We start from the raw sequence: 17,348 nt of genomic DNA on the forward strand, positions 1-17,348 counted from the left end.
ATGGCGCACCGTACTGCCAGCCCTCAGATCGCGACCCACACGGGAACCCCCGACGATCAATCGACGAACCACCTTAAAATCATGAACGAAATGACGGCCAGCACCGCGCTGTGCCGGACGGAGACCTACGCGTAATGGCCGGATCGGTAAACAAAGTCATCCTGATCGGGAACCTCGGGAGAGACCCTGAGGTTCGCAATTTCAACAACGGCGGGAAGGTTGTGAACCTCCGCATCGCGACCTCGGAAAATTGGAAAGACCGCAACACGGGCGAGCGCCGTGAGCGCACCGAATGGCACTCGGTCGCCATCTTTAACGAAGCGTTGGGCCGCATAGCAGAGCAGTTCCTCCGCAAAGGCTCGACGGTCTACGTCGAAGGCCAGTTGGAGACCCGCAAGTGGCAGGACCAGTCGGGTCAGGACCGCTACACCACCGAAGTCGTTCTTCGCCCATTCAGCGGCAACCTAACCATGCTGGGCGGTCGCGGTGATGGCGGGCAGGGCGGCAACTCCGGCGGTGGATATGGCGGCGGCAACTCCGGTGGCAACTCAGGCGGTGGCTACGGAAACAGCGGCAACTCGGGCGGATCGGGTGGCGGCGGTTACAGCGGTGGCTCCTCCAACGAAATCGACGACGAAATTCCGTTCTGATGGCTGGTGGCATGAAACTCGGACCCCAGCAGAAAGACGCCCGCGATGCCGTGATGGCGTGGCGAAAGAAGGCGGTGCAGGGCGATGCCGCCCCGTTCTTCTATCTCGCTGGATACGCAGGCACGGGCAAAACCTTCCTTGCCCGAGATTTGGCGAAAGGGCTGAAGGCGGAGTTCGCCGCCTTCACCGGCAAGGCCGCGCTCCAGATGAGCCGTGCGGGCTGCTCCGGCGCCAGCACCATTCACTCCGCGATCTACAACGTGGAGGAAAAGAACGGGCAGACGCGGTTCAAACTGAACCCGCAGTCCGCCTTCGCCTCCGCTGACCTCATCGTCATCGACGAGGTGTCGATGGTAGGCACAGAACTGGGGCAAGACGTTCTGAGCTTCGGCGTCCCTGTCCTCGTCCTCGGTGATCCGGCACAGCTGCCGCCCGTGGGGCAGGACACGGGCTTTTTCACCAAGGGCAAGCCCGACTTTTTCCTCTCCGAAATCCGGCGTCAGGCGCTGGACAATCCCATCATCCAGATGGCGACGGAGGTACGCCAGCAGCGCAGTCTGAAGCTGGGGCAGTACGGCGAGAGCCGCGTGGTGCGCGATGGTGTCCTCACGCAAGGGGAGTTCAAGGCCGCTGATCAGGTGCTGTGCGGAACGCACCGCACCCGCCGCAATGTGAACCGCAAATTCCGCCGCATCCTCGGCTACGACAAGTGGCACTTGCCGCAGGTCGGTGAGCGGCTGGTGTGCACGAAGAACTGCAAGCTGACCCGCATTTTTAACGGCGGAATGTTCGAGGTCGTGGAAGCCGAATACGGCTCCGGCGACGAGTTTTCCATGATCGTGCAGTCGCTCGACTTCACCAACCGAAAGCCGATCGAAGTCAAGAGCCTGACGGGTCTCTACACCGGCGAGTTTTCCAACCTCAACGACCAAGAGCTGTACCGCAAAACTCGCGGCACCCAGTCGTTCGACTTCGGCTACGCGCTGACCTGCCACAAGGCGCAGGGCAGCCAGTGGGACAACGTCATCACCTTCGACGAGAGCCGTTCGTTCACCGACTGGCACCGCTGGCTCTACACCGCGATCACCCGCGCCGCCGAAACCACATCCATCATCAATTTCTGACAGGAAGATAGCCCCAGAATGCTCCAATCCTCCCCACCAAAACACAGGGTCATCGAGTTCACCGCAGCGGAAATGGCAGCGATCCGGCTGGTGTCCAAGCCCTACAAAATCGCGGCCCATCAACTCGGCATCAGCGAGGCAGCATTCAAGCTCCGCATCAAGAATGCCCGCGCCAAATGCGGCGCAGCATCGGCGGTCGATCTGGCCGTCATCGCAACCCGCTCCGGCATCCTCATCGACCTGCCCGACAACATGCTGGCGATGCGGTGCAAACAGAAAACCAAGGCGAAAAGGAAGTCCAAATGAACGCCATTGTTCAAACACCTCTGGGTCGGCTCACGCTGTCACCCATCAATCCGCGCCAGACCGCCGCAGAGGACGGCATTGCCACGCTGGCAGCGTCCATCAAGGTCTGCGGCCTGATCCAGTCGCTCGGCGGCTATAAGCCCGCCGATGCGGCTGAGGACGAGCCTGTGCAGATCGTGGCCGGTGGTCGCCGGCTACGCGCTCTGCAAAGCCTGGTCGAGAGCGGCGACTACACCGACGCCATTCTGGTGCCGGTCATGATCACGGACGACGAGGCCACGGCGCGCCAGTGGTCCATCGCGGAAAACGAAATCCGCGAGGGCGTCGACCTCGCCCATCAGGTCCGCGCCTATCAACGGCAGTACGAGCTGACCCCCAATATCGAGGCCATCGCGGAGGCGTTTGGCGTATCGAAGCGGAAGGTGAAGCAGCGGCTCAAGTTGGCCGACCTCGGGGACATGGCACTGACCGCGTGGGCCGAGGGAAAGATCGACGATGAAACCGCTGGAGCGCTCACTTTGTGTGAGGCAGGGGAGCGTCAGGACGAGCTCGTGACCGGCCTTCTGAACAAAGACTTCAATGGTTGGGAGCTTCGTCGCAAAATCACGAACCAGAGCATCGACGGCACCGAACGCATCGGAAAGCTGGTGCTGGAACAGTACCGAGCGCGCGGCGGCGCTGAGACGGCCGACCTGTTCAGTGATGAAATTTGGCTCCACGACACCGAGCTTGCCTTCGATATTGCGAAGGAAATTCTGGTGGCGAAGGCGGACGAACTTCTGGCTGAAGGTTGGGCCAGCGTCGAGGTCGCATCCCTCGAAGTCTCTAGCCGGTGGCAACTACAAGACGGCACCATTTTCGTCCGAGGTGATACATCGCCCCTCACCGAAGAGGAGCAGGACGAGCTCGCGAGCCTCAAAGCCGCCGTCGCTGAAAATGACGGTCCTATCTCCGATGAAATTCGGGAAATGACGAACCAGATTTGGAAGCTCGAAAATAAGCCTCCGGCGTACAGCGATGAGCTGAAGTCGCAGACGAACGCCACGATCTACATAGGCTATAAGGGCGTCGAACTGTACCCGTGGGTCGCGCCCAAAGGCGGCGGCGAAACTATCTCCCAGAGCAGCGCAGCGACACAGGAACAGGCCGCCGGTCCTGTCTACTCTCAGGCGGTGGTAAATGACCTCCGCGCAGTGCGCCTCGCAGCGATGCAGCACGCGTTGATGAAGAACCCGAACCTCGGCTTGGAACTGCTCGCGCTCCTGATCGGCGGCGACACATACGGTGCAGCTGTCACCATTAACAGCCAGACCAACACGCCTAGCACCAAGGATGACGGATGGGTCCAGCCCGATATTAAACGCAGCCTCGACAGCGCTTCGCATCGGCTCAAGGACAAGGTCGCGGCCTTCACCGAGAACAACACGCAAGAACGCCACATCGAGCTACTGCTGTCGGCCCTGCTGCCCGCGCTGCAATACGCCCTCTGTCACACCTTGGGGGAGACGGAGGAGCGTCAGAAGCTCTGGAACCTCTACGGGCGTCAGGCGGGGATGAACCTGCGCGAGTTCTGGACCCCGACCGACACCAATTTCTTCAAACGGATCACCGCCGACCAGCTCCACGGGATCTGGTCCGAACTGGTCGGGTGCAAGCCCGGAGAGCCGAAGCAGCTCGCCTTCGAGAGCCAGAAGAAGGGCGCGAAGGTGAAGCAGCTTCACGCGCTGTTCCACGACGAAGCCACCCGCAAAAACCTCACCAAAGCGCAGCTCAAGCGCGTCGAAGCATGGGAGCCTGAAATTGTCTGAACAGTCCACAAGTCCGCTCGGTGCGGAATGGTTCGATCACGTCAACGGCTCAAAGCTGAAAGCGGCGAAAGAGGAGGGCTTCGCCATTGGCATCGGCATCGCGGTGATGCTGCTCCAGCATTGCCGGACCACCTACGCCAACACCGCAGCGTCCAAGGGGATCGACCCCCGTCTGATCGAACACGCCACGGCCATTCTGGCCGATGCGGAGGCCGGGGTCGCGGCGCTCAAGCTGTCGAATGACGCCCCTGCGGCGATCCGGACCGACAGCCCAGTTCTCGAGGTCCACAATGGGTAACGTTGCCGAAGTCGTAGCGTTCTGCTCCTCGCTATCGGCATTCATTCTGGTGCTGTGGTTCTTCTGCTCCTCGCGCTCGTTCGGCCTGCCGCGCGAGGACGCAATGCTGGTGCTGCTGCTGATCGTCAGCATCATCGCTGTCATCGCCAATGCGCGGCTGCTGGTCGCGCATCAATGCGCGCCCAGAGCCTGTGAAATGCCCCTGATCATGGAGCGGTGGTCATGAGCAGGGGAAAGGGCGAAGGCGAGGGCAAGCTGAACCGAGACCGGCGCCACATGCCGCCGCCCCACGTTCATCGCCGCACCGTCAACACACGGTCAATCAAGGCCCGTCAGGACGCGGCGATCTACGGCATCATCCATGGCCGTGGGCCGCGCCCTGTCTCCCTCTCTCGCCCGCCATGGGTCAAGGACGAGGAGAGCGACAAGTGAGCAGTCGGAGCGGCATCACACCACGCAACTCCATCGCCACCATGTCTCGTCGGCACGAGGCGCTGGACTCGCTGGATGACTTCCCAACGCCGCCGTGGGCCACACGCGCTGTCATCGACCACCTCAAGCGCCGAGGTGTTCCGGTCGGCGGTGTCGTGGCCGAGCCTTGCGCCAATCGCGGCTACATGGTGCGCCCGCTCTGGGAGGCATTCGACACGGTGATCGCCTCGGACGTCCACGACTACGGGATGGGCTACGAGGTCCGGGACTACCTCGACGGAAAGCCGAAGCCGCCAGTCGATTGGACCTTCATCAACCCGCCGTTCAACGAGGCGCTGGCGTTCATTCAGGAGGCTCTGCTCACCAGCACGGTCGGCGTAGCTGCCTTCCTCCGCCTCAGCTTCCTTGAAACGCAGGAACGCTACCGCGACTTGTACGCGGCCAATGCCCCGAGCCGCGTGATCATCCATTCGGATCGCGTCGTGATCCACAAGGGCCGTGTCCCGAGCCCCAACGTCAAAGAAGCCGTGATCGACCCCAAAACCGGCCAGACCGTCATGCGCGCCCCGACGACTGCCACGGCCTACTGCTGGCTGATCTTCGAGCGCGGCAACACCCGACACACCACCCTCGAATGGCTGCCGCCCTCACGGCGGCTGTTTGAGCAACCCGACGACTACACCCCTCACGGAGAACAATGAAATGAATAAGCCACTCAAACTCGACGCCCAAATGACCGAGGTGACGCAGCGCAACGCGCTGCTGGTGGAAACCCTTGAAACTGACATGGCGACCTCGAATGCACTCGGCGCTGTCCTCGAAACTCTGCGCGGGTATCAGGAGAAGGCCAACATCGAGATCGAGAACGTGTACGGCTACGCGGTTATGGTGAAGTTCACTTTCCGTGGCACAATGCCGGATGTAGAGGACGACGGCCCGTTCCTGATCGAAGATGAGGTCGAGGACAACATCCCGACCGAGCCGCCTCTTGCCATCGAGACGCTGAAACAGAGCGTCACCGACTGCCGCGAGACGTCCAGCCAGTTCATCGCGACCCAGAATGATCCGGTCGAGGCCGAGGCCCAGCTTGAGGCCGAAGCGCCGAAAGCCGAAGATCCCGCTCCAGCGGAACTCAAACGGGGGCCGTACACCGAGGACGAGGACATTGCCGTGCTGGACCTCACCGACGAAGGGCTGTCGGTCAAGGAAATCGGCGCGAAGCTCAATCGCCACCCCTCCGGCGTGGCGAGCCGCCTGCGCCTGCTCCAGAAGGTCGCTGCGGCGGATCGCGCCGAAGAGGAGGAAATCGAGACCGCGCCGCAACTGCCGCCCGCAAAGCCCACTAAGCCCACGGCTGGGTCGTACCAGATGCCGGAAACCGGCTCGATCACTCTGGCCGAGGCCAAGCTGCACTACGAGGCTCTGGAGCCTGACCCGAATTGGACCGTGAAGGATGACTTCATCCTCCTCGGTCGCCACTGCCGCGGCGAGTCTATGGGCAACATCGCGAACGACCTCAGTAAGACGAAGCAGGAGGCGGTGAACCGGTTCCGCAAGATCATGCCGAACACCAGCAACCCCCATAACCCCGGAAAACTCTACGCGGTCCTCAAGGCCATGCCCGAGGCGCTGTGACCTACTCCCGTCGTCCCTCAGCGATGGGAGGGAAAGAGCTGCCTGACGACTACGTGGTTCTCGCCGCAGGGCGTCCCATAGGTCGCACGTACCTCAACACCACCATCGCTGCGGATCGCCCGTATCGCTGGTTCTGGCGCATGGACGCCGGAACCCACCGAGAGGGCCAAGCGGACGGCCTCGCCACCGCGCTCAAGTCCATCACCGCCGCATTCGAGGAGAAGTGAATGCCCCGCAAACATCCCCGCCCGAAGGCCCGCAAGATGCTGGCTCAGAAGCGTGACCGCATCGCCCGCAAAACCGCCAAGCAGATCGCTAAGACACCGCGTTATGTGGTGGTTGTGCCAAACGACAGAGTTCCTCAGGTGACGGCCTTCGTGGCCGCTGCTCTGGGGAAGTTCAGCAAGAGGCGCTGAGCCATGCGCAAGCCTAAGGCCCGCCGTCTGAAATGCGGCTCCATCGTGCACAGCCGGAGCATTCACAGCCAACAGGGCGTCCTGCCCGGTGATGGGATCACGACCGAGGAGTACCAGCGCATTTCGGCACAGCTGGCCGAGGAGCGCAGCGCGATCCGCCGCAAAGGATACCTGCTGTGTGAGGTCGCCACGAGCGACCTCACCGCTGAGGAGTTCAACGAGCTCGCCGCCGCAGAGCGGCGCGAGGCAAAGACCAACACGAAAGCAAAGCCATGATCGAACAACCGGATTGGAAGCCAGAAAACCTCGACTGCAAATGCCTGCTCTGTGGCGAGAACGAGGCGGTCGGCAAATTCAACGGCGAAGAGGTCTGCACCTATTGCAGCAACGACCGCTTCGCCACTCATTGGGAGGAGCAGGCCCGCTGGCACGACGAGCGCGCCGACAAGGCGCAGCAGAAGCTCGATGCGATCAACGCCCCGAGCGAGGCATCGCTCCGCGTCATCACTGACATCAGCAACAAGCGGAACAGCTTCCTGACTGGTGGCTTCTGGGGTCGGATGAGCGGCAACAGATTCGATAATGGGGAACTGAGCAAAGCGGCGGCGTGCTATGCGCTGCAAGCCGCTGAGGGGCACTATGATCGGGCGCAATGGGCGATGCCGATTTTCTGGCCCTTCCACCCGACACAATGGAGGCCCGAAACCCGCCGCAATGACCTCCTGACTGCGGCTGCTCTGCTGGTCTGGGAAATCGAGCGCGCGGACACGACCCCAGCAAACGAAATCAAGTTCAAGGCGCTTTCCTGATGGGGCGGCACCTCAGCGAACGCTCCCGTCAGATCCGCGAGCTGCACCAGAAAGGTCTCAAGCGCCGCGAGATCGCGGCCCAACTGTCGGTCAGCGTCAACGTCATCCGTCAGGCAGTAGAGCAGGGGAGGGAGGTCGGCGCCCTCGAACCATTCCGCCCGAAAATCAAAGAGCGGTGTCAGGAGTATATCCGACGCCGAAACTTGCGGCTCGGGAGCGTCAATGACGTGCTTTCGGCACTCAGCGAAAACCAAATCCTTTGGCTGATCAACAAGACCCAAAAGGCCGAGGAGGAGACGATCGCCGGATACCTGCTCGAACTGGTCCGTGACGCCCACGCCAGCGCCACCGGCGCTGCAAAATCCAACATCAAACACTGAGGCTAAGATAAAAATGGCTGAGAACAGCAATATCGAATGGACCGACCACACGTTCAACCCGTGGATCGGTTGCCAGAAAGTCGGGCCGGGCTGCGACAACTGCTATGCTGAAACGTGGGACGCGCGGGGCTTGCAGCAGAGCGAAAGCCGCTGGGGGCCACATGCGATCCGCACCCGTACCAGCGCCGCGAATTGGCGTAAGCCGCTGGCGTGGGACCGTGCCGCCGCCGCTGAAGGCATCCGCAAGCGCGTGTTCTGCGCCAGCTTGGCCGACGTGTTCGACAACCATCCGTCAATCCAGCAGGAGTGGCGGGACGACCTATGGGCGCTGATCGAGGCGACCCCGCACCTCGACTGGATGCTGCTGACCAAGCGCCCGTCGAATATCGCCAACATGCTGCCCGTGCCGTTTGACTTCGATAAGCAATATCCGAACGTCTGGCTGGGCTGCACCGTGGTCAATCAGGCAGAGGCTGACCGCGATATTCCCAAGCTGCTGGCCGTGGATGCGGCGGTGCGGTTCTTGTCGATGGAGCCGCTGCAAGGGCCGGTGGATTTGACGCAATCGGTGCGTGGCATCCTGCGTTACCCCGAATACGTGAACATCAAGCTGCAATTGGTGATCGTCGGCGGAGAGAGCGGCCCAAAAGCCCGTCCGATGCACCCTGATTGGGTGCGCGGCCTGCGCGACCAGTGCAGCAAGTACCATGTCGCGTTCCACTTCAAGCAGTGGGGGGAGTGGGGTCCGTGTGACCACATGGGCGACGAAATCGATGGCGCGCCCTTCGGGTGCTTCAATGATGCAGGGGAATGGTGCGGCAAGGTCAGCGAGGATTTTGCTAACGCTGGCCGTCAGATCATGTTCCGCGTCGGAAAGAAGGCCGCTGGCCGGACGCTCGACGGCAGGACGTGGGATGAAACGCCCACCCATCTCTCCACATCTGAGGCCGAACTGTTGGGTGACGAAAAATGACCGACAATCTTGATGACCCCCACGGCTGCCCAGATCCGCATTGCGCCTGCGAAGGCGCGACTGCGGCCAGCCTCATCGCGAAGCTGGAGCAGAAGGTTGAGACCCGCAGCCAGTTCGACAACGACGAATGGCATGTGATCGACGGTGCCGATCACCCGTGGGAGGAATGGGTGTTCCTTTACGCCGAGTGGCGGAAGCCATGCGGTGATCATGCCAGCCTGGTCTGGGCCGACTGCTTCTACGAGGGCAGGTGGCAGGTTTGGAATCAGCAGGACGAAGCCGCCATCACTCGAATGATGTACCGCCGCATCCCGTCCGACTTTTTCCCGCAACCGTTGCACGCGTCGACTGAGACCACGAAGGAAGGAACCGCCAATGACTGATCAGACAGTGAAGGGCTCACTACGGGATCACGACGTGCAGCAAGGCGACGTCGTGCGCGGGAACAACTGCCAGTTCACCGTCAGCAGCGTCAACGAGTCTGTGGATAAGGCGTTCGGTCGGACTGACTACGATGATGGCACCACCGTCGAAGATGACTGGTGGCATTACGATGACGATCCAGATTGGGTCATGGTTTCTTGCGCCACTCCGAAGGCTTGGTATCAGATGACCGACATAGAAAGGCGCGACATATCGTTTGCCGCTATGTCGGGACAGACCATCGAGCTGCTTGCTGAGGTGCCGGGGCACAGCGCTTGGCTTGTGTGGGATGGTAAGACGCCGCTTTGCGAAGTTGAGCAGAAAGTCCGCATAAAGGCCGCCCCTAGGATCGAGGTGGTGAAAATGTTCGGCAACTACCACAATGGCGTGTGGGCCTTTGATAGCGCGAGGTGCATTCCCGCACATACTCACTTCCTGACCATTACTACCCGTGACGGTAATCCCATCGCCGGCACGTTCCGCGATGAGGACGGCAACGAAATCACTCTGGGCCTTGTGGAGCATGCCGACGCGCCGCAGCCGGAGAAGGTCAGTGGCGATAACGTCGAGGCGCTTGTCTGTTGCGGCTGTGGGAAGCCCTCCACGCACGGATGCATGGCGGACTGCGGCATCGCCCTCTGCGGCGCACCCCTCTGCGACGAGTGTGTCCACATCGACGAAAAAGTCGGCTGGCGGCACGGGCGGCGCGAGCAGTCGTCCATCACCACCGGCAGTGGGGGTGAGAAATGACGGACAGCAAGCACATTACTGACGCCATATTTCAAGCGCCACGCAAGCGGCACTTCGAAATCAAGTGCCTACCGAATACAGCGGAGAGGCGGAGGCAGAAGCTCTGCGAAGCCTTTTCCGCGCTGAACTACAACGATGTGATGATGCTCGTGCATGACATCAATCTCGCCCGCGAGGATCGGTCGAAGGAGCACGCCAACCCGTTGCTGGCTATGGCTGAGGCGCTGAACGACGTACTGCTCGTAGAGGAACACCGGGGGGGATGAGGAATGATGCGCGTCGTCGACACCTTATTGCTGCTGACCTGCGTCTTGATCTTCCTCGTGTTCGTCATCGTCATCGAGCCGATCCGGTGGGTTGCTCGGGCCTTTGGCAAGAGTGCGAAGTCTGACCGACCATCCAAGCGGTCCAGATAGGAAAGCGGGGGCGGGGCTTCGGCCCCGCTCCACACCGATAACGATAAAAAATGCTGTTCATCGAATTTTCTGCAACCAAGGGTGTTGCAAAATTAAACTAAAAGTCTAATTTGAGCAATGTAGCCGGAGGGATTGGCCCACCGCGCAGGTAAGAAAGACCTTAGACATGAACACCACCGCAGTTAAAGAAACCCTCGCAACCCTGCTGAAGCTCGACACGCTCGAAACGTGGCGCACGATGCTGGCATCGACGGATTGGTCCGCATCCGTTGAGGAGCTGGCGCCGGATCAGTTCCCCAACCTGTCCACCGAAGAAAAGGGCAACGTGCTGGGGGTATTCTTTGTCGAGCTTTCCAACGCATACGACCGCACCAAAGCATCGGCTGACTATCGCATTGAGAACCGGTTCGGCACCGTGAAGTTCTTCAATCGCCGCGACGAGGCATTCGCCACCTTCAACTCCACCTCCAAGAAGGAAGTGAACATGCTCCTCGAAGCCCTCCAGAACGCGGGCAACACGGTATTCGACCAGACCGAACATCGCTGGCTCTAATCAATCACAGGCGGCCCGATCCAGCGCCGCCACCCCACCACCAACGCTCAGAAGGATAAAGACAGATGACTACCGCAAATGACCTTATCGCACAGCTCACCGCCCGCGCCGCAGAGGTGGACGACTGGGACTTCTCCGTAGATCACCAGATCGACGAAGATGGCGACGGATACATCACCCTGAGCGTGAAATATGAGGAGAAGCCCGAAGGCTTCGACCCGTCCGAGCCTTGGGAGGCTTTCGCCATGGATCATCTGATCGACGCTCACAAATTCGAGGCGAGTCCGGGTAACGATCATCAGGGCCATGTCCACGACTGTATCTCGTTCTCCGTCGTAGACGGTTCGGTCGAGTGACGGGCATGACCACCTTCAAAGCAGCACTCGGCATCTGCGGCCTCTCGCAACAGGAGGCCGCGGACTTTCTCGACGTCTCGGTCCAGACGGTCAAGAACTGGTCTCGTGGCAAGGGCGATCCGTCGCTCGGTGTCTGGATATCCCTCGCTGACCTCTACGCCGGCATCGAGGACGAGGCCGAAGACGGCGCCAAGGCGATCGACATAGACGGCATGGACCGTGCCGCACTCAACACCCCAGCGGTGCAGTATCACCACCACACGGGCGGTGTGGACGCCTCCGCGTCCGCGTCCGCCATGGCGCTGCTGATCGCGATCCGGAACAGAGATATGGGAGCAGAGAAATGACCGAGGCACACCCAGCCGCGCCCAAGGAAATGATGGAATACACCAAGGGCTATCGTGACGCCTTGTCCACGCTCCAGAACATCATCAAGCAGGGCGGCGACCCGTCGGCCTACGTCGACTTCGCCCTGTCGTCCATAGAGCCGGAGGAGAGCGGCTGGTACCGCATGGACGATCCGAACAACCCCCCGCCGAAGGATGGGACGCCTATCTTGTCTTATTCTGATGGATGCGACGACAAGCGCGAAGCGTTCTTAGTGGTCTGGTACTGCAAGGACAAGGTCGAGCGGTCCGGCTTTGGGTGGGCGGCATATGAAGTTTCACACATGCTTTCTCCGAATTTATGGGCACCCCTTCCCCCGCCACCTACTGAGGACTGAGATATGACGAAGCTCACCACCAAGGCCCGTAAGGAAGCACAGGAAACCGCATGGAGTATGACCGGGATCGGGGCCGAAATGTTCGCCCTCTCCATCATGCTCGGCGCTGGCTTTCTCATGCAGTGGGCGTTCTGGTTCATCATCGTGGGCTGGCTAATTTCCTCGGTGGTGAACGGCACAACGGGTTTAGTCGACAAGGCGGCTGACGGGGCCTCGCGGTTCAAGTCAGCCGTTCTGCGAAACCCATTTAGGAAGGATTGAGCTATGCGAAAGAAGGTCGTGGGCCGCAACGGTGATCCGGCGGTCGTGGTATCTTGGCCCTCCCAAATCATCCCGGATGCGGGCTTCGTGGATATGAAAGTCGAAGGCTCGCCAGCCGTGGTTCTGACCCGTGCCCAGCTCGTCAATCTGCGGCAGGCGCTAAGTGTAGCGATCCGAGAACTGTCGGTGCCGGATAAGCGCAAGTGAACCGTGGGACCGTCGGTCGATCTGGCGGTGCCACCTTTCTACCGTCACGTGTTGCATATATGAACTAAAAGTCTATATTCATCTCAAGCCGGAGGGATTGGCCCACCGCGCAGGTAAATTGGAGACCTAGAGATGAAAGACCTCATCGCAGAATTCGAAGCCCTGAACTTTGACATCACGAGCCGCGCAACCGGAATGGTTGCTGATGCAGAACGCGGCTTCGACCTCTTCGACAAGAACGTCACCCCCGAGGTCATCGAAGCTCAGAAGGAACTGCTGGCAGCTCTCGAAAAGGTCCGCGACATGGCGGCAGACATCAACCTCAAATTCCGCAAGTAACACGAAGCCCCGCTGGTCCATCCGGCGGGGCTTTTTCGTTTGCGCGCAACCCTCGACTTGATGTAGGAACGAGGTGAGCGTGGCGGGCCCCGTCCTGACCCACTAGCCTACGGGTGAAAGATGGTCGCGTATAACGCGCCTCGCTCGATCCGCTTTCATGCAGGTGCAGACCGGTGCAGCACATAAGACCCGCTGCGCGTTGGGCTGGGGGATTGATCACCTTCACTGCATCTTCATGAGCGCGGAACGGTCGAGGCACTGTCCGGTGTGCCAGCGAGAGCGAACAATACCGGCTATGTGGTCCACCGTCCGCGTACCGCGCTCAGCCCCTCACTCCCCTCGCAGGTATGCGCCCAGCCCAGCGCAAGCGGCCTCGTTGTCCGCGCCGTATGTGCCTACGCGGATCCGCTCGATGTGGTCCCGAGCACGATCCATCGCCCGATCGGTACCAGGCGCATTGATGAACATCGAGGAGGTCTGGAGCAGGGACAGGGGGAGGCCCGACGGGTTGCAGTTCACGACGGTCCATTCCACCGCAGCCACGACTTCGGCGTTGATCTCGGTCTGCGACTTATCCTCTGCCGCAGCCGCTCCGGCGATCACGATCAGTGCCGCCGCTGTGATTCTCCGAATGGTCATACTCATCCCCCATCAGCGTATCGGACACACCTGTCCGATCAGTTTGTCCGATTTGTCCGAATAGGGGCGATGCTGGCAGTATAGCCCGTTTCGGACACACCACATAAAAGCGTAAAACTGTGCAAAATCAATCGGCGGATGTGGAGTTTCGGACGCTTTGTCCGAACGGACAGCCTCTCGTCCCATGAAAATGTCCAAATTTCAGAGTGTAAGTTAGGATTTTCCAACAGGCATTTTTTTTGACCCGCTGCCGCGCTCCACCGCTGCGCCCAACAAAATAACGGCCTCCAAAGCCGAAAAAGCACTCCAAAACGCGCCAATCCTCGCGTCTGCTCGCAAACTTGTGATTGGAGATTTTCCACGAAATCGGCCCAAACCTTGTGCACGGCCCACTCGTGCGCGTATCTCCCAGACCTTCTACGTTGATTAGAGACCTGACCCCCTCAAGGGGTCAGGGTCTCTGAGATCATACGTTAGATCATCTGTTTCCCTTCATCTCTCTATCTCTGACAGGACGTTCCAATGGCGCGCGATCAAGTGCTCTACACCAAGACGCTCGACCCGACGCTCTACGACCTGTCCAACTCGCTGGCGATGCTGGGTGAAAAACAGGGAAAGCTCGCTATGGCCCGAGCGTTGAACCACGAGGGCAAGAAGGCCATGACCGCAGTGGTCCGGCATCTGGCAAAATCCACGTCGGTGAAACAATCCACCATCCGAAAGGGCCTACGGCTCCGGCAGGCATGGACCGAGGAAGGGCGGGACGACTACCTGAACGTCCAGATCATTGCCCGAGGTAAGCACCTATCCCTCAGCGAGTTCAAACCTCGCCAGCTCAAGAAGGGCGTATCCGCTACCGTCTGGGGCAAGCGCCAACGCTTCGATGGTGCATTCATGCTGAAGAAAGCGGGCAGCACCGTGTTCAAGAACACTGGGGAGTGGAACCCACGCTCCGGCCGAAACAACAACATCGAGAAGCTATGGGGTCCGTCCCTGCCGGTGGAGTTGCAGGACGAGGAAACCCGCAAGGTGTTCGAGGACCACTTCGACAACCTCCACTACCGCGTCACCCATGAAGTCAACCGGTTGATGCCTCCAGACATGGGCTTCGAGTAGGTCCAGCAGGGTAGGGGAACGGGCCGTCTCAGCCCCCCCCCTCCCCCCTAAAGGATCGTCCTCAGGACCACCCCTTCGCGGGCACGCAGCACCCCGGGCTTTTCGCGTTTTTTTAGTGCCGATTTTACCGTTTTGATTTTGGAAAATGCCCCCGTTTTCGTGCCTGACAGCCGCGACCTGATGCGGCCCCAATCTCAAAAACGGAAAAATCTACATGACCGCCAAAACTGGTGGCGTAGCGGTGCGCCTTCGCGACTTTCGCGAACTCCAACCGTACAAGAATAACGCTCGCATCCACTCGGCAGAGGGGATCGAGCAGCTGGCCGCGATCATGCAGGACGTGGGCTACACCAACCCGATCCTCGTCGACGGAGACCTGATCGTCGGAGGCCACAAGCGCCTAAAGGCCGTGACCTCGATCTACGCCAGTGGTGGCCGGCTGCGTCTCCCCGATGGAACGGAGCTGCCGCAGGACACGGTCCCGACGATTGACTGCTCCGGCTGGACCGAGGGCCAGCGCCGCGCCTACATCATCGCGGACAATCAGACCACGATGGACAGCGAGTGGGACTTGGACCTACTCAAGATCGAACTGGACTGGCTGAAGGATGTGGAAGGCATCGACCTTTCGCTCACCGGCTTTACCGATGCCTCGCTGGAAAGTGCGCTGACCGCGTTCATCGCGGATGACAAAGAGCAGAACAGCAAGCGCGCGAACTACTCGCGCAAAATCAAGGTGCCGACCTACGAGCCGAGCGATGTTGCTCCGGCACTGGGGGAACTATTCAATCGACAGAAGTCGGATGAGCTGCTGGCCGAGATTGAGGCCAGCGATGCGCCGGATGACGTAAAGCAGTTCCTGCGGTTTGCCGCCGAGCGGCACACCGAGTTCAACTATGCCAAGGTCGCAGACTTCTACGCCGCGGCTGATGCTCCGATCCAGCGGCTCATGGAGAACTCGGCGCTGGTGATCATTGACTTCGATCGAGCCATTGAGAACGGCTTCGTAAAGATGACTAAGGCGTTCACCGAAATGACGGGTGAGCGGTTCGATCCGGAGGCCGAAGATGCGGGATGACTTCTGCGCCTTCATCCTCTCGAACAGGCGCGCCAATACCGTTCTGACGTACCGTGCGGTTCGTCGCTGCGGGTATAGGGGGAAAGTCTTTGTCGTGATCGACGACGAGGATCCGACCGCCGACGACTACTTCGCCAAATTTGGTGACGACGTGCTGGTGTTCCCCAAGTCGGAGATCGAAAAGACCTTCGACCTGGCAGACAACTTCACGAACCAGAAGGGCAGCATCATCCACGCCAGAAACGCCTGCTTCCACCTCGCGAGGGAGCAGGGCTATCGCTACTTCATCGAGCTCGACGACGACTACAACGGTTTCTGGACGCGGTTCGACGCGAACCATTACCACGGCTCGTGGAGGATACCGGACCTTGATCTGGTCTGGAGCGAGATGGTCGAGTTCCTAGAGACCACGCCAGCGATCTGCGTCGCCATGGGGCAGGGTGGCGACTACGTCGGAGGTGCCGAAGGCACGCTGATGAAGTCCATCATGTCGAAGCGGAAGGCGATGAACACGCTGATCTGTGACGTCGAGAAGCCGTTCACCTTTGTGGGCCGGATCAATGAGGACGTGAACACATACGTTCGGGCTGGCATCAAGGGGGAACTGATGCTGTCTGTTCTCAACGTGCATGTCACCCAGCGCCAGACACAGGCTGCGTCAGGCGGGATGACTGAAATCTATCAAGATGGGGGAACGTACATCAAATCGTTCTACACGGTGATGATGTGTCCGTCCTGCGTCAAAATCTCTGACTTCGGTAGTGCCCAGCGTCGGATTCACCATCTGATCGACTGGGAAAAAGCAGCGGTGAAGATCGTATCCGATCAACACCGCAAGCCTGATTAGAGGAGGGGTGGGGGCCGCTTATGCGGCCTCCACTGCGATGAAGTTGTTGCGGCGATCCCAAGCGATGTTCGACTTGGCGTCCTGCTTGGTGAAGCCTTCCTTTTCGCAAGCTGCGATGAAGTCTCCGACCGACTTGTTCTCTTGATAGAGGGCGAAAATCTTGGCCGCCTTCGACCCTTCCTTTTTCGGATTCGGAATAACCGAGGTGATCACCATATCCTCGGTGATCCGGATGCGATCGGTTTTGCCTTCGGCCTTCGGCTTCGGTTCCTTCTTTGCCTTGGCGGGTTTCGCTTCCGGCTCCGGTATCACCTTCGCCAGATCGTCCAGCTTCGACTTGGACTTCTTCGCGACCTTCTTCGCGAATACGTCCACACCCTCGGCTGCGGCCTCGGTGTCTGCGACGACCTGCTCGCGAATTTCTTTAGCCTTCGGGTTGGCGCGAAGGCGGGCGAGGCCGGGGGATACCGTCTCTGCCTTTTCCTTCATGACGCGCTCCTCCATCGCTTCCTCTGCGCGGGCGGTGGCGACGATCTGGAGCGCGTCCTCCACGTTCGTGGCTGCCATGATCGCGTCGTAGACCTTGGCTTGGCGCTCGGCTTTGAAGTTCGCGTACACTGCTTTGCAAACGCGCATCTCAGCCATGTCCTTGGTGCGTGCGGGCTTGGCATCCGACTTGGTGATGTAGCCGGTTACTTCTGCGAGGTTCTTTACTGTGAGGGTGGTCATCTGCTTCTCCAATGTGACTGCAAGTTGTTCTGTCACAATTAGGAATAGAGTGACCTAACTGACGGATAAACAAAGAAAA

Annotated in this window: 31 protein-coding genes; 29 read left to right on the plus strand and 2 right to left on the minus strand. The window is 60.1% G+C overall.

Features of this window, described 5'->3' with window-relative positions:
• The 26 genes from IF204_RS20190 (at position 1) to IF204_RS03255 (ending at position 12,860) form a co-directional block, all read left to right on the plus strand.
• Positions 1 to 135, plus strand: a complete 135-nt coding sequence (locus tag IF204_RS20190) for a hypothetical protein (RefSeq protein ID WP_265588440.1) — start codon at positions 1 to 3, stop codon at positions 133 to 135.
• Positions 135 to 650 (plus strand): single-stranded DNA-binding protein, encoded by a 516-nt coding sequence (gene ssb / locus IF204_RS03135; RefSeq protein ID WP_194094592.1) that lies wholly within the window; start codon positions 135 to 137, stop codon positions 648 to 650. Before IF204_RS20190 ends, ssb begins: the two co-directional genes overlap by 1 nt.
• 11 nt (positions 651 to 661) lie before the next feature.
• Positions 662 to 1,774 (plus strand): ATP-dependent DNA helicase, encoded by a 1,113-nt coding sequence (locus IF204_RS03140; RefSeq protein ID WP_194094594.1) that lies wholly within the window; start codon positions 662 to 664, stop codon positions 1,772 to 1,774.
• Positions 1,775 to 1,792: 18 nt separating this feature from the next.
• A complete protein-coding gene (locus IF204_RS03145; RefSeq protein WP_194094596.1) occupies positions 1,793 to 2,080 on the plus strand; it encodes a helix-turn-helix transcriptional regulator in 288 nt (95 codons plus the stop codon).
• Complete coding sequence (locus IF204_RS03150) at positions 2,077 to 3,888, plus strand: ParB/RepB/Spo0J family partition protein (protein ID WP_194094598.1); 1,812 nt, start codon at positions 2,077 to 2,079, stop codon at positions 3,886 to 3,888. The genes IF204_RS03145 and IF204_RS03150 overlap by 4 nt, the downstream gene beginning before the upstream one ends.
• Positions 3,881 to 4,186, plus strand: a complete 306-nt coding sequence (locus IF204_RS03155) for a hypothetical protein (RefSeq protein WP_194094600.1) — start codon at positions 3,881 to 3,883, stop codon at positions 4,184 to 4,186. Before IF204_RS03150 ends, IF204_RS03155 begins: the two co-directional genes overlap by 8 nt.
• Positions 4,179 to 4,412, plus strand: a complete 234-nt coding sequence (locus IF204_RS03160; RefSeq protein WP_194094601.1) for a hypothetical protein — start codon at positions 4,179 to 4,181, stop codon at positions 4,410 to 4,412. Before IF204_RS03155 ends, IF204_RS03160 begins: the two co-directional genes overlap by 8 nt.
• On the plus strand, positions 4,409 to 4,618 hold the full coding sequence (locus IF204_RS03165) for a hypothetical protein (protein ID WP_194094602.1): 210 nt from the start codon (positions 4,409 to 4,411) through the stop codon (positions 4,616 to 4,618). Before IF204_RS03160 ends, IF204_RS03165 begins: the two co-directional genes overlap by 4 nt.
• Entirely contained in the window at positions 4,615 to 5,319 is a 705-nt protein-coding gene (locus IF204_RS03170) for a hypothetical protein (RefSeq protein WP_228069045.1), read from the plus strand. The genes IF204_RS03165 and IF204_RS03170 overlap by 4 nt, the downstream gene beginning before the upstream one ends.
• A 1-nt stretch (position 5,320) precedes the next feature.
• Positions 5,321 to 6,253 carry a helix-turn-helix domain-containing protein gene (locus IF204_RS03175; RefSeq protein ID WP_194094604.1) on the plus strand — a complete coding sequence of 311 codons (933 nt, stop codon included), beginning with the start codon at positions 5,321 to 5,323 and terminating at the stop codon, positions 6,251 to 6,253.
• A complete protein-coding gene (locus IF204_RS03180; protein ID WP_194094605.1) occupies positions 6,250 to 6,480 on the plus strand; it encodes a hypothetical protein in 231 nt (76 codons plus the stop codon). Before IF204_RS03175 ends, IF204_RS03180 begins: the two co-directional genes overlap by 4 nt.
• Positions 6,481 to 6,669, plus strand: coding sequence for a hypothetical protein (locus tag IF204_RS03185; protein WP_194094606.1), 189 nt, complete (start codon positions 6,481 to 6,483; stop codon positions 6,667 to 6,669).
• 3 nt (positions 6,670 to 6,672) lie between these two features.
• Positions 6,673 to 6,945 (plus strand): hypothetical protein, encoded by a 273-nt coding sequence (locus IF204_RS03190; RefSeq protein WP_194094607.1) that lies wholly within the window; start codon positions 6,673 to 6,675, stop codon positions 6,943 to 6,945.
• Positions 6,942 to 7,478 carry a hypothetical protein gene (locus tag IF204_RS03195; protein ID WP_194094609.1) on the plus strand — a complete coding sequence of 179 codons (537 nt, stop codon included), beginning with the start codon at positions 6,942 to 6,944 and terminating at the stop codon, positions 7,476 to 7,478. The genes IF204_RS03190 and IF204_RS03195 overlap by 4 nt, the downstream gene beginning before the upstream one ends.
• Entirely contained in the window at positions 7,478 to 7,858 is a 381-nt protein-coding gene (locus IF204_RS03200) for a hypothetical protein (RefSeq protein ID WP_194094610.1), read from the plus strand. Before IF204_RS03195 ends, IF204_RS03200 begins: the two co-directional genes overlap by 1 nt.
• A gap of 13 nt (positions 7,859 to 7,871) precedes the next feature.
• The gene (locus IF204_RS03205) at positions 7,872 to 8,831 is read left to right on the plus strand and encodes a phage Gp37/Gp68 family protein (protein WP_194094611.1); all 960 of its coding nucleotides are present in this window, start codon (positions 7,872 to 7,874) and stop codon (positions 8,829 to 8,831) included.
• Positions 8,828 to 9,214: a hypothetical protein gene (locus IF204_RS03210; protein ID WP_194094612.1), complete on the plus strand. Its 387-nt coding sequence runs from the start codon at positions 8,828 to 8,830 to the stop codon at positions 9,212 to 9,214. Before IF204_RS03205 ends, IF204_RS03210 begins: the two co-directional genes overlap by 4 nt.
• Complete coding sequence (locus IF204_RS03215; protein WP_194094613.1) at positions 9,207 to 10,004, plus strand: hypothetical protein; 798 nt, start codon at positions 9,207 to 9,209, stop codon at positions 10,002 to 10,004. Before IF204_RS03210 ends, IF204_RS03215 begins: the two co-directional genes overlap by 8 nt.
• Positions 10,001 to 10,270 carry a hypothetical protein gene (locus IF204_RS03220; RefSeq protein ID WP_194094614.1) on the plus strand — a complete coding sequence of 90 codons (270 nt, stop codon included), beginning with the start codon at positions 10,001 to 10,003 and terminating at the stop codon, positions 10,268 to 10,270. Before IF204_RS03215 ends, IF204_RS03220 begins: the two co-directional genes overlap by 4 nt.
• A 316-nt stretch (positions 10,271 to 10,586) precedes the next feature.
• The gene (locus tag IF204_RS03225) at positions 10,587 to 10,973 is read left to right on the plus strand and encodes a hypothetical protein (protein ID WP_194094615.1); all 387 of its coding nucleotides are present in this window, start codon (positions 10,587 to 10,589) and stop codon (positions 10,971 to 10,973) included.
• Positions 10,974 to 11,038: 65 nt separating this feature from the next.
• Complete coding sequence (locus IF204_RS03230; RefSeq protein ID WP_194094616.1) at positions 11,039 to 11,329, plus strand: hypothetical protein; 291 nt, start codon at positions 11,039 to 11,041, stop codon at positions 11,327 to 11,329.
• A 5-nt stretch (positions 11,330 to 11,334) separates the two neighbouring features.
• Positions 11,335 to 11,676 carry a helix-turn-helix transcriptional regulator gene (locus tag IF204_RS03235; RefSeq protein ID WP_194094617.1) on the plus strand — a complete coding sequence of 114 codons (342 nt, stop codon included), beginning with the start codon at positions 11,335 to 11,337 and terminating at the stop codon, positions 11,674 to 11,676.
• Positions 11,673 to 12,053: a hypothetical protein gene (locus tag IF204_RS03240; protein ID WP_194094619.1), complete on the plus strand. Its 381-nt coding sequence runs from the start codon at positions 11,673 to 11,675 to the stop codon at positions 12,051 to 12,053. The genes IF204_RS03235 and IF204_RS03240 overlap by 4 nt, the downstream gene beginning before the upstream one ends.
• A 3-nt stretch (positions 12,054 to 12,056) precedes the next feature.
• A complete protein-coding gene (locus tag IF204_RS03245) occupies positions 12,057 to 12,314 on the plus strand; it encodes a hypothetical protein (RefSeq protein ID WP_194094621.1) in 258 nt (85 codons plus the stop codon).
• A gap of 3 nt (positions 12,315 to 12,317) precedes the next feature.
• A complete protein-coding gene (locus IF204_RS03250) occupies positions 12,318 to 12,521 on the plus strand; it encodes a hypothetical protein (protein WP_194094623.1) in 204 nt (67 codons plus the stop codon).
• A 132-nt stretch (positions 12,522 to 12,653) separates the two neighbouring features.
• Positions 12,654 to 12,860, plus strand: coding sequence for a hypothetical protein (locus IF204_RS03255; RefSeq protein WP_194094625.1), 207 nt, complete (start codon positions 12,654 to 12,656; stop codon positions 12,858 to 12,860).
• Between the two features lie 330 nt (positions 12,861 to 13,190).
• Here IF204_RS03255 and IF204_RS03260 read toward each other — a convergent pair whose 3' ends face one another.
• A complete protein-coding gene (locus IF204_RS03260) occupies positions 13,191 to 13,499 on the minus strand; it encodes a hypothetical protein (protein WP_194094627.1) in 309 nt (102 codons plus the stop codon).
• Between the two features lie 522 nt (positions 13,500 to 14,021).
• Here IF204_RS03260 and IF204_RS03265 point away from each other — a divergent pair.
• From IF204_RS03265 to IF204_RS03275, 3 genes are all read left to right on the plus strand, one after another.
• On the plus strand, positions 14,022 to 14,615 hold the full coding sequence (locus IF204_RS03265) for a phage tail protein (protein WP_194094629.1): 594 nt from the start codon (positions 14,022 to 14,024) through the stop codon (positions 14,613 to 14,615).
• Between the two features lie 214 nt (positions 14,616 to 14,829).
• On the plus strand, positions 14,830 to 15,693 hold the full coding sequence (locus IF204_RS03270; protein WP_194094631.1) for a ParB/Srx family N-terminal domain-containing protein: 864 nt from the start codon (positions 14,830 to 14,832) through the stop codon (positions 15,691 to 15,693).
• Complete coding sequence (locus IF204_RS03275; protein WP_194094633.1) at positions 15,683 to 16,540, plus strand: GREB1-related protein; 858 nt, start codon at positions 15,683 to 15,685, stop codon at positions 16,538 to 16,540. Before IF204_RS03270 ends, IF204_RS03275 begins: the two co-directional genes overlap by 11 nt.
• 18 nt (positions 16,541 to 16,558) lie before the next feature.
• Here IF204_RS03275 and IF204_RS03280 read toward each other — a convergent pair whose 3' ends face one another.
• Positions 16,559 to 17,269 carry a hypothetical protein gene (locus IF204_RS03280; protein WP_194094635.1) on the minus strand — a complete coding sequence of 237 codons (711 nt, stop codon included), beginning with the start codon at positions 17,267 to 17,269 and terminating at the stop codon, positions 16,559 to 16,561.
• Between the last annotated feature and the right edge of the window lie 79 nt (positions 17,270 to 17,348).

Source organism: Marivivens aquimaris, from assembly GCF_015220045.1.
Taxonomy (GTDB): domain Bacteria; phylum Pseudomonadota; class Alphaproteobacteria; order Rhodobacterales; family Rhodobacteraceae; genus Marivivens; species Marivivens aquimaris.

Excerpts from the sequence above, each read along its gene's own strand:
- IF204_RS20190 (WP_265588440.1), top strand. The coding sequence starts at position 1 with ATGGCGCACCGTACTGCCAGCCCTCAGATCGCGACCCACACGGGAACC.
- ssb (WP_194094592.1), top strand. The coding sequence starts at position 135 with ATGGCCGGATCGGTAAACAAAGTCATCCTGATCGGGAACCTCGGGAGA.
- IF204_RS03140 (WP_194094594.1), top strand. The coding sequence starts at position 662 with ATGAAACTCGGACCCCAGCAGAAAGACGCCCGCGATGCCGTGATGGCG.
- IF204_RS03145 (WP_194094596.1), top strand. The coding sequence starts at position 1,793 with ATGCTCCAATCCTCCCCACCAAAACACAGGGTCATCGAGTTCACCGCA.
- IF204_RS03150 (WP_194094598.1), top strand. The coding sequence starts at position 2,077 with ATGAACGCCATTGTTCAAACACCTCTGGGTCGGCTCACGCTGTCACCC.
- IF204_RS03160 (WP_194094601.1), top strand. The coding sequence starts at position 4,179 with ATGGGTAACGTTGCCGAAGTCGTAGCGTTCTGCTCCTCGCTATCGGCA.
- IF204_RS03165 (WP_194094602.1), top strand. The coding sequence starts at position 4,409 with ATGAGCAGGGGAAAGGGCGAAGGCGAGGGCAAGCTGAACCGAGACCGG.
- IF204_RS03175 (WP_194094604.1), top strand. The coding sequence starts at position 5,321 with ATGAATAAGCCACTCAAACTCGACGCCCAAATGACCGAGGTGACGCAG.
- IF204_RS03185 (WP_194094606.1), top strand. The coding sequence starts at position 6,481 with ATGCCCCGCAAACATCCCCGCCCGAAGGCCCGCAAGATGCTGGCTCAG.
- IF204_RS03190 (WP_194094607.1), top strand. The coding sequence starts at position 6,673 with ATGCGCAAGCCTAAGGCCCGCCGTCTGAAATGCGGCTCCATCGTGCAC.
- IF204_RS03195 (WP_194094609.1), top strand. The coding sequence starts at position 6,942 with ATGATCGAACAACCGGATTGGAAGCCAGAAAACCTCGACTGCAAATGC.
- IF204_RS03200 (WP_194094610.1), top strand. The coding sequence starts at position 7,478 with ATGGGGCGGCACCTCAGCGAACGCTCCCGTCAGATCCGCGAGCTGCAC.
- IF204_RS03205 (WP_194094611.1), top strand. The coding sequence starts at position 7,872 with ATGGCTGAGAACAGCAATATCGAATGGACCGACCACACGTTCAACCCG.
- IF204_RS03210 (WP_194094612.1), top strand. The coding sequence starts at position 8,828 with ATGACCGACAATCTTGATGACCCCCACGGCTGCCCAGATCCGCATTGC.
- IF204_RS03215 (WP_194094613.1), top strand. The coding sequence starts at position 9,207 with ATGACTGATCAGACAGTGAAGGGCTCACTACGGGATCACGACGTGCAG.
- IF204_RS03220 (WP_194094614.1), top strand. The coding sequence starts at position 10,001 with ATGACGGACAGCAAGCACATTACTGACGCCATATTTCAAGCGCCACGC.
- IF204_RS03225 (WP_194094615.1), top strand. The coding sequence starts at position 10,587 with ATGAACACCACCGCAGTTAAAGAAACCCTCGCAACCCTGCTGAAGCTC.
- IF204_RS03230 (WP_194094616.1), top strand. The coding sequence starts at position 11,039 with ATGACTACCGCAAATGACCTTATCGCACAGCTCACCGCCCGCGCCGCA.
- IF204_RS03235 (WP_194094617.1), top strand. The coding sequence starts at position 11,335 with ATGACCACCTTCAAAGCAGCACTCGGCATCTGCGGCCTCTCGCAACAG.
- IF204_RS03240 (WP_194094619.1), top strand. The coding sequence starts at position 11,673 with ATGACCGAGGCACACCCAGCCGCGCCCAAGGAAATGATGGAATACACC.
- IF204_RS03245 (WP_194094621.1), top strand. The coding sequence starts at position 12,057 with ATGACGAAGCTCACCACCAAGGCCCGTAAGGAAGCACAGGAAACCGCA.
- IF204_RS03250 (WP_194094623.1), top strand. The coding sequence starts at position 12,318 with ATGCGAAAGAAGGTCGTGGGCCGCAACGGTGATCCGGCGGTCGTGGTA.
- IF204_RS03255 (WP_194094625.1), top strand. The coding sequence starts at position 12,654 with ATGAAAGACCTCATCGCAGAATTCGAAGCCCTGAACTTTGACATCACG.
- IF204_RS03260 (WP_194094627.1), bottom strand. The coding sequence starts at position 13,499 with ATGACCATTCGGAGAATCACAGCGGCGGCACTGATCGTGATCGCCGGA.
- IF204_RS03265 (WP_194094629.1), top strand. The coding sequence starts at position 14,022 with ATGGCGCGCGATCAAGTGCTCTACACCAAGACGCTCGACCCGACGCTC.
- IF204_RS03270 (WP_194094631.1), top strand. The coding sequence starts at position 14,830 with ATGACCGCCAAAACTGGTGGCGTAGCGGTGCGCCTTCGCGACTTTCGC.
- IF204_RS03275 (WP_194094633.1), top strand. The coding sequence starts at position 15,683 with ATGCGGGATGACTTCTGCGCCTTCATCCTCTCGAACAGGCGCGCCAAT.
- IF204_RS03280 (WP_194094635.1), bottom strand. The coding sequence starts at position 17,269 with ATGACCACCCTCACAGTAAAGAACCTCGCAGAAGTAACCGGCTACATC.